Consider the following 7,826-nt stretch of genomic DNA (forward strand, 5'->3'; position numbering starts at 1 on the left):
GAGTTTAATAATGGATACAGAAAACACTGTTGCGTTAAGTAATCGCAACGGCATACAGACGTTTGTGCAAAACATAGAGTTTGACAGAGACGGACGACACTATGATGAGCCGTGTTTGTTGATGTGCAGAGCGTTTATGGGTGTAAAAAATATGTATGTGTTCCCGTTATGTGATGCATGGACAGTGCGTGAGCCTGAATTTTTCAAAGCAACTATGCAAGATGCAGCCGCTACGCTGTTTGTTTCGCCCACAAAAAATGATGAACACGTTATTGGCGACATGATTTTGCATGACATTGACACAATTATTGCTTGGCGACCCGATGATGATAACAAGTACGACCATGCACTAATGCAAAAAGAAGTGGAGCGTACAGGGTTGTTGTTAAAAGTTAATGGCCAAACTATGGTAGATGCGCGATGAATAACGGCAAGACAATCGACAATTTACGCAATACGCCCGTTAATTTAGACAGTGACAGCAAGGGCGATGAAGCTAACGCGCCTGCTGTCGGCAAGAAGTTTGATTTTGCTAATGGTATGCAGTTACACACATGGGTTAAGGGCGCGTATTACCGCGATATTAGCCTACAAGCTGAAAGCAGACTACAACGCTCACTTGATGCTGACTTCTACGATGACAAGCAATTCACCGAAGATGAAAAAGAAGAATATGAAGCAGATGGCCGTATGCCTCCACTTCAATACAACATCATCAAGCAAACGATTAACTGGATTTTAGGTAGTTACCTGCGCCAAACATACGACTGGAACGTGTTACCGCGTACCGAAGATGATGTAGAGCCAGCAATTCGCAAGACAAAGCTCTGCAAATACATTGCCGATATTAACAGTTCTGCACGTCAACAGTATTTAGCGTTTCAAGATGCAGTCAAAACGGGTGAAGGCTGGATTGAGACAGCGTTAGAAGTCAATGATGAAGGCGAACAGCAAATTGTGGTACGTCACGAACACTGGCGCAACATGATTGTCGATAGTAGTTGTCGTAGAGTTGATGCCAGTGATGCTACACGACTATTTCGCACCAAGATTTTAGATGTTGAGCAGGTTGTTGCACGATTCCCACAGTACGAAAACGAATTACGCAACGAATCGCAAGACCGCGAACAAGTTGAAAACGATTTTATGTACGAACAGTACCAACAATCAGGACTAGGCGCAGGCGGTTCGATGTTTATGTCAAAGGCTATGCCTTATGATGGGACACGCGAAGCTATCCGCGTCATGGAATGTTGGTACAAGCGACCTATGCGTGTACAGATATTACGCGGACAGGGCAGGTTATCAGGTTATGTGTATGACCCGAAAAACCCCGAACACGTTCAAGCGGTGCAAATGGGTGAGTTGGAGCTAGTTAAAACACATCGTCAACAGGTTTGTGTGTGCGTTTTTACTGATAACACGCTGTTATTCTCAGGTGTCAGCCCTTACCGCCACAACAGATTCCCGTTTGTGCGTACTGTGGCTTATCTCGATGACAAGACAGGTATGCCCTACGGTGTTATTCGTGCGTTACGCGACCCTCAAATGTCATTCAATATCAGGCGCAACAAAGCTATTTACCTGTTATCTACTAAGCGCGTGGTCATGGACAAAGGTGCGGTTGATGATATTAAGCTGTTAGAGGAAGAAGTTTCACGTCCTGATAGCATTATTCAAGTCAATCCAAACAAGAAGCTAGAAATTATCGAAAGTCCATCTTTGGCCGATGCTCATGTGCAGTTTGGCCGTGAAGATGAGTCTTATATGCTCAAAGCGTCAGGTGTGACAGGTGAGAACCTTGGCCAACAGACAAATGCTACATCAGGTATAGCGATTCAGGCACGACAAGAACAAGGCACAGTCACTACGTTAATGCTTTATGAAAACGCGGCGTGGGCATTTGAGAAGCAGGGCCAGTTAGTTTTATCGCTGATTGAACAATTCATTAGCCAAGAGATGCAGTTCCGTATTACATCCGACACCAAAGGCAAAGAGTTTGTTGCAGTCAATGATGGTACAGACGAGACAGACATTACCAAGTCTCAAGCTGATTTTATTGTCACCAAGCAAAACTATCACGCAACCATGCGCCAAGCACTGGCCGAACAATTATTGCCATTGGCATCGACCATTGCACAGTCAACAGGTAATCCACAATCAGCGTTTGCAGTCATTGAAACAGCTATCGGTTTGACTGATATACCAAACAAAGACGGCATTATGGCCAAGTTGCGCGAGTCAATGGGTTTACCCGACCCTGACGAGACACCTGAAGAAAAAGCAGCGCGTGAACAGTCACAAGCAGACCAACAAGCCAAGCAAAACGCCATGCTAGAGCGTAAAGCCAATGCTGAAATAGCCAAGCTAGAAGCCGAAGCACAGCAAGCACAGGCATCTGCTAACTCGGAACAGATAACAGCACTAAGCGACAAGATGAACGCATTGCAAGATGTGATGAACGCAACAAAAGCCATGCTGACTAAGCCGCACATGGCCAAAGCAGCCGATGAGATTATCCGACAGGCTGATGACATTCTTAATTTACAGTCTAATCAACCACAGCCACCCCAACAAATGCCTGTACAACAACAGGTTGACCCTGCTTTTAGCGGAGATATGCAGCAATGAGTAACGATAACGAAAGTTCAATCATTTTAACGGCAGCCGAGCAAGAAGGTTTGGACTTGCCTGATGATTTTGGCGATGAAATCATTACGTCAGACAGCGAAGGTCACGATGATTTTGCGATGGATGACGAAGACGAAGAAATTGAAGTCACTATTGATGATGAAGACGAAGCACCACAAGCACCTGAGCCTACGCCTGAGCCTACACCTGAGCCAGTTTTAGAGAATACAGGCGTTGATTATGCCGATGTATTACTCGCAGCAACAACCAAGCAAGCTGAATTAGAAGCCCAATTAAAAGAATTGGCCGAAAGGTTTGATGATGGTGAGCTAGAAGATGCTGAATACAACATCGAAGTACGCAAGATAGAACGTGCTATTGCCCGTGTTGAGGCCAAGATGGAGCTTGCCGAAGAACAAATTGAAGCGCAAAACTTGGCTCAAGAGGCTGCGCAAGAAAAACTAATGAGGCAATGGGAAAAAGAACAGGTAGATTTTTTTGCTAAAGCAGAAAACAAAGTATTTGCAGAAGATGATGCACTGTTTAACTCACTCGATGCTCACGTTAAAAAGATTTTAGCGGCAGGTAATGTGCCGATTGCTGATGTACTCAGCACAGCAAAGCATAATTTACTAACAAGCATTGCAAAAGTGACTGGACAAAAGCTACCCGATGCACCTAAGCTTAACACCAAGACAAAAGCACCACAGGTTGAGTTACCGCCTACGCTTGGCAATATTCCTTCTGCTATTCCTAATGCAGATGGTGATGAGTTTGGTTATATCGACAAGCTATCAGGGCGTAAGTACGAGGACGCAGTAGCAAAATTAACGCCTGAACAACATGAACGCTATTTGTTAGGAACAAAATAATGGCTAAAACTTGTTCGACACTATATTTAAGTGCAAGAATAGGCGATAGAATACAAATAGGTGATAGTATCATCGAAATATCTGAAAAATCTGGCCGCCGTGTGCGGTTGGGGGTTATGTCATCACATAAGGTGACAGTATTTACTAATCCCTCGGCGCAAGAGTGCCTGACTGAAACCCAAAGGGTTGACAATCATGGCACAGACCATCATCACGACAAGCGCACAGCAAACTAAAAAGAAGTGGGCAGGCGCGTTATTCAATAGCTCTATCCCTGAATCCTATTGGGGTTCACATTTTATGAAAGAAGGCAGTGCAGAAAGCGCACCTAATGCCCCAATTCATTTAATCACTGACCTCGAAAAAGACTCAGGCGATGAAGTTAATTTTGACATCTACGCTCAATTGACTGGCTCACCAACGTACGGTGACGACAATCTTGAAGGCAACGAAGAATCTTTAACTCCCTACAGCGATAAAATCACTATCAATCAAGTGCGTAAAGCAACTGATAGCGGTGGTGAAATGACTCGCAAACGTACAACCAACAATCACCGCATGATTTGCCGCAATAAACTGACTGACTGGTGGTCACGTTTCTTTGATGAAGCCGTGTTCATGAATATCAGTGGTGCGCGTGGCTCTAATGCTGATTATATCTTGCCAACGTCTTCGACAGCAGCAATTGAAGGTCAGTCATTGGTTGCTCGTAGCTCTGGCAATATCATCTACTCAGGTGCAGCAACATCCAAAGCATCTCTGGTGAGTGGTGATAAGTTCAGCCTTACATCTATCGACAAGGCAGTGACTAAAGCCGAGACAGAAGGCGGTGGTTCTGATGGTGTGATTCGCATTACTCCCTTGCGTATGGATGGTGTGGACAAGTTTGTTTGCTTGATGCACAACTTCCAAGAGCATGACTTGCGTGTTACTACGTCAACAGGCCAATGGCTTGATATTCAAAAAGCAGTTGCAACAAACAACGGCACTAAAAACCCAATTTTCACAGGTGCGCTCGGTGAATATCGTGGTGTTGTCTTGCATAAGCACAATAAAGTGACTCGTTTCAGTGACTACGGTGCAGGTTCTAACGTGGCTGCTGCGCGTGCAATCTTCATGGGTCGTCAAGCAATGGTTGCCGCATTTGGCAGCCCTGCTAATGGCTTACGTTTTGATTGGGCGGAAGAATGGCGCGATTATAAGAATCGCTTAGGCATTGCGACTAAGTGTATCGTTGGCTTAAAACGCCCACAGTTCAACAGTAACGATGTTAATTCTATCGTTATTGATTCTGCTGCTGCACAACCGTACTAATCGTGCGGTTTCACCTTATTCTTAGTTTTTTGGAGAGTTAATCATGACGACTTATACGTCAGCTCAATACGTTGATACCGCGCCTACTTCTACGGAAGCTGGCGAGCAACTGTGTTTCCAAGCGTCTTATACCTTTGCGGCTGCGACCACATTGGCTATTGGCGACATTATCAAGTTAGCTAAATTACCTGCCAACCATGTTTTAACCGACTTGCGTTTAGAAACAGATGCATTGGGTGCGACCTGTGCGGGTAGTGTTGGGTTCTTAAATGCTGGTGCAACAGATATGTCGCAAGCGGTTATTGCGATTGGTTCGTTGGCTACTGCTGCTATTAAGAATGAAGACACTACGGCAGGTTTGCGTGTTGCTCCTGCGTCTAGTGGGTTTACGCCTATTGGTATCAAAATCACCACAGCCAACACGGTTGATGCTGCATTGGGTGCTAAAATCACTATCACAATGAAGTATCGTCCAAAACAAAACATCGAGGTGTAAATCATGTTGATTGAGTGCTTGTTAAAGCGTGTTGGTGGTAGTGATATTTCATTTGGCCAAAACGTGCTAAGACAGGTGGTTTATAAATTTCGCCCAGTAGATGAGAAGGACAACACGTCCCCTCATCTATGCGACATTGATAATAAAGACCACATTAACCGTTTACTGTCTATCCGTCCAAAGGCATACATTGAATATGTTGAAGGTCAGGGTGCACAGTTTGATGATGAAGATTTTGAACAAGCAGAGCCTACGGGTGATGTTGATGATTTTTCTGATTCGATGTTGGCTACCGTCAATCCTGATACCGTCTCTAATCGTTATGTTGAAGGGTTTGCACGTCAAGTATTGAACGTGAACCCAAAGGACAAGAAAGCAATCTCGGTTATCTACAAACAAAATACAGGCAAAGACTTAAAAACAACCATGTCGGCAACGGCAATGATTCGTGAGTGTTTGCGGTGTTTGGTGAATGATGCCAAAGATGCGCTTGATATTGCCAAAACTAACGCTAAAGCGAGTGAATAATCATGCTATGTAGTGCGATCTTAAATACTGTTAGAACGATAACGAACGACCCAAACGATGTGGTGTATTCGTTATCGCAAAAAGAACAAGCTCTTAATGAAGCTATTAGAGCGGTTTCACTACATAGACCTGATTCTGCTGCAATTACCACTAATGTCGCATTGGTTTCAGGCACAAAACAATCTCTGCCGATCGACTGCGTTAGACTTATTCGTGTTATTAGAAATAAAAGCGGCTCTGGTGGGGCTACTGCTGGCAAATCGGTTCGGCTCATGGACTTAAACCGAATTAGTGACAGGGTTGTTGATTGGCATAATGTAGTTGGTGATGAAGTCTTAGAGTATGGATATGAGCAAAGCAATCAAAGTGTGTTTTGGGTGTATCCGCACATAGGTTCAGCAACAAATAAGTTCGTTGAGGTTATCTATCAGCGTTCTATTCCTGATGTGGTGTCTGCCGATACATTCCCAATTAATGATTTATATTCTGTTGCCGTTAAAGAATGGATGCTCTACTCATTGTGGAGTAGCGACAACGAGCAAAGCCCGAATTATCAAGCAGCACTAAAAAAACAAGAGATATTTTTTAATCTACTCGGTGTAAAAGGCGAGACAGATAAAAATTCGCCAAGCGATCAAAAATCAAGAATGACGTAAGGTGATTTATGCTGTGTTCCGTTATTTTGCAGAATGTTAATTTTGCTCTTGATGACCCCAATAACACTAAGTTCTCTTTGACGCAAAAAATATTAGCAATAAATAGTGCGTTACAGGCATTGGTTAGCTATCGACCCGATGCAGCGTCATACACAACTATGATGCTGCTAGTCGCTGGAACACGACAAACATTGCCAAGTGACGGAGTAAGGTTGTTAAAGGTTATTCGTAATCGTGGACAAAGCGGTTTAAGTGATGCAGGTCGAGCGATTCGCAAGGCTGATATGCTTGTTCAAGACGCGCTTATTCCTGATTGGCATGAAACAACAGGGCAAACAACGATTGATGAGTATTTTTACGATTCAATTACCCCTAAAGATTTTTATGTTTATCCTCCTGCGCCTGTATCGCCTGTTATTGGGGTTGATATTAGCTATGTTCGTGTATTACCGACCATTACCGCAGGGACAGATGCGTTTCCTGTTGATGATTACTTTGCTCCTGCTATTCAAGAGTGGATGCTTTACTTGTTGTGGGGCGGTGATGATAAGCAAAATCAAAATTATGCAGATGCTCGCTCTCATTTAAGTACGTTTTTTCAACTGCTGCAAATTAAAGCAGCGTCCGATGGTGCGGTTAATCCAAAATCAAAAGGCTAAGTCATGGCTATTGTTCCTTACTCGCAATGGTTGCCGTATGTTCAGGTTAATGTGCCTGACTGCCCAAAGGCGTTAATCGTTGAAGCCATTCGTCAAAAAGTTATTGAGTTTTGCCAGCGTTCGTTATTCTTGCGCCAAGATTTAGACGGGTTTTACACGGTAGCTAACGATAACGAATACGACATACCAACACCAGTCGACACCACAATCGCGCAATTACTCATGTTGAAAGTCAATAAGCGTGAGTTACAGCCAAAAACACAAGATGACCTAGAAGAAATCTACCAAGAATGGCGAGATCAATCAGGTGAACCATCCTACTTCTTTCTTAAAAATACCAATACCGCCATTTTAGTTCCAAAACCTATGGGCGTTTATCCCGTCCGAATCCTTGTTGCACTAAAGCCTACGCAAGCAGCGCAAGGCGTGGACGAAATCATCTTTGAAGAATACAAGGATGCGATTAAGCATGGCGCATTAGCGTATCTAATGCTCATGGCAGAGAAAACATGGTCCAACCCTAATATGTCAGCGTTTTATCAAAGCCAATTTGATGCAGCTATTACTGATTCAAAAATGAGAGCTGAAAAAGGCTATGCCATGCGTAAAACATTCCGCTCTAAGCCTAAATATATTTAAGGGGTTTGATATGACAACATATACATTAACA

General features: G+C 43.7%; 9 protein-coding genes. All 9 read left to right on the forward strand.

Features of this window, described 5'->3' with window-relative positions; translation table 11 throughout:
* Positions 1-424 (forward strand): hypothetical protein (locus Q0212_RS12545; RefSeq protein ID WP_297926029.1); only part of this gene is annotated, 424 nt, incomplete at its 5' end.
* Entirely contained in the window at positions 421-2,631 is a 2,211-nt protein-coding gene (locus Q0212_RS12550) for a hypothetical protein (protein WP_297926031.1), read from the forward strand. The genes Q0212_RS12545 and Q0212_RS12550, both read left to right, overlap by 4 nt.
* Positions 2,628-3,503 carry a hypothetical protein gene (locus Q0212_RS12555; protein ID WP_297926034.1) on the forward strand — a complete coding sequence of 292 codons (876 nt, stop codon included), beginning with the start codon at positions 2,628-2,630 and terminating at the stop codon, positions 3,501-3,503. The genes Q0212_RS12550 and Q0212_RS12555 overlap by 4 nt, the downstream gene beginning before the upstream one ends.
* Before the next feature lie 195 nt (positions 3,504-3,698).
* Positions 3,699-4,817 (forward strand): N4-gp56 family major capsid protein, encoded by a 1,119-nt coding sequence (locus Q0212_RS12560; RefSeq protein ID WP_297926036.1) that lies wholly within the window; start codon positions 3,699-3,701, stop codon positions 4,815-4,817.
* A gap of 43 nt (positions 4,818-4,860) precedes the next feature.
* Positions 4,861-5,313 (forward strand): hypothetical protein, encoded by a 453-nt coding sequence (locus tag Q0212_RS12565; RefSeq protein ID WP_297926038.1) that lies wholly within the window; start codon positions 4,861-4,863, stop codon positions 5,311-5,313.
* A 3-nt stretch (positions 5,314-5,316) separates the two neighbouring features.
* On the forward strand, positions 5,317-5,841 hold the full coding sequence (locus Q0212_RS12570; RefSeq protein ID WP_297926041.1) for a hypothetical protein: 525 nt from the start codon (positions 5,317-5,319) through the stop codon (positions 5,839-5,841).
* 2 nt (positions 5,842-5,843) lie between these two features.
* Complete coding sequence (locus Q0212_RS12575) at positions 5,844-6,497, forward strand: DUF6682 family protein (RefSeq protein ID WP_297926043.1); 654 nt, start codon at positions 5,844-5,846, stop codon at positions 6,495-6,497.
* Positions 6,498-6,505: 8 nt separating this feature from the next.
* Positions 6,506-7,156 carry a DUF6682 family protein gene (locus Q0212_RS12580; RefSeq protein WP_297926045.1) on the forward strand — a complete coding sequence of 217 codons (651 nt, stop codon included), beginning with the start codon at positions 6,506-6,508 and terminating at the stop codon, positions 7,154-7,156.
* Positions 7,157-7,159: 3 nt separating this feature from the next.
* A complete protein-coding gene (locus tag Q0212_RS12585) occupies positions 7,160-7,795 on the forward strand; it encodes a hypothetical protein (protein WP_297926047.1) in 636 nt (211 codons plus the stop codon).
* The last annotated feature ends 31 nt before the right edge of the window (positions 7,796-7,826 follow it).

Origin of the sequence: uncultured Agitococcus sp. (assembly GCF_937920075.1) — a bacterium.
Classification (GTDB): Bacteria; Pseudomonadota; Gammaproteobacteria; order Pseudomonadales; family Moraxellaceae; genus Agitococcus.

Coding starts and splice junctions, on each gene's coding strand:
- Q0212_RS12560 (WP_297926036.1), top strand. CDS start 3,699: ATGGCACAGACCATCATCACGACAAGCGCACAGCAAACTAAAAAGAAG.
- Q0212_RS12555 (WP_297926034.1), top strand. CDS start 2,628: ATGAGTAACGATAACGAAAGTTCAATCATTTTAACGGCAGCCGAGCAA.
- Q0212_RS12575 (WP_297926043.1), top strand. CDS start 5,844: ATGCTATGTAGTGCGATCTTAAATACTGTTAGAACGATAACGAACGAC.
- Q0212_RS12570 (WP_297926041.1), top strand. CDS start 5,317: ATGTTGATTGAGTGCTTGTTAAAGCGTGTTGGTGGTAGTGATATTTCA.
- Q0212_RS12550 (WP_297926031.1), top strand. CDS start 421: ATGAATAACGGCAAGACAATCGACAATTTACGCAATACGCCCGTTAAT.
- Q0212_RS12585 (WP_297926047.1), top strand. CDS start 7,160: ATGGCTATTGTTCCTTACTCGCAATGGTTGCCGTATGTTCAGGTTAAT.
- Q0212_RS12565 (WP_297926038.1), top strand. CDS start 4,861: ATGACGACTTATACGTCAGCTCAATACGTTGATACCGCGCCTACTTCT.
- Q0212_RS12580 (WP_297926045.1), top strand. CDS start 6,506: ATGCTGTGTTCCGTTATTTTGCAGAATGTTAATTTTGCTCTTGATGAC.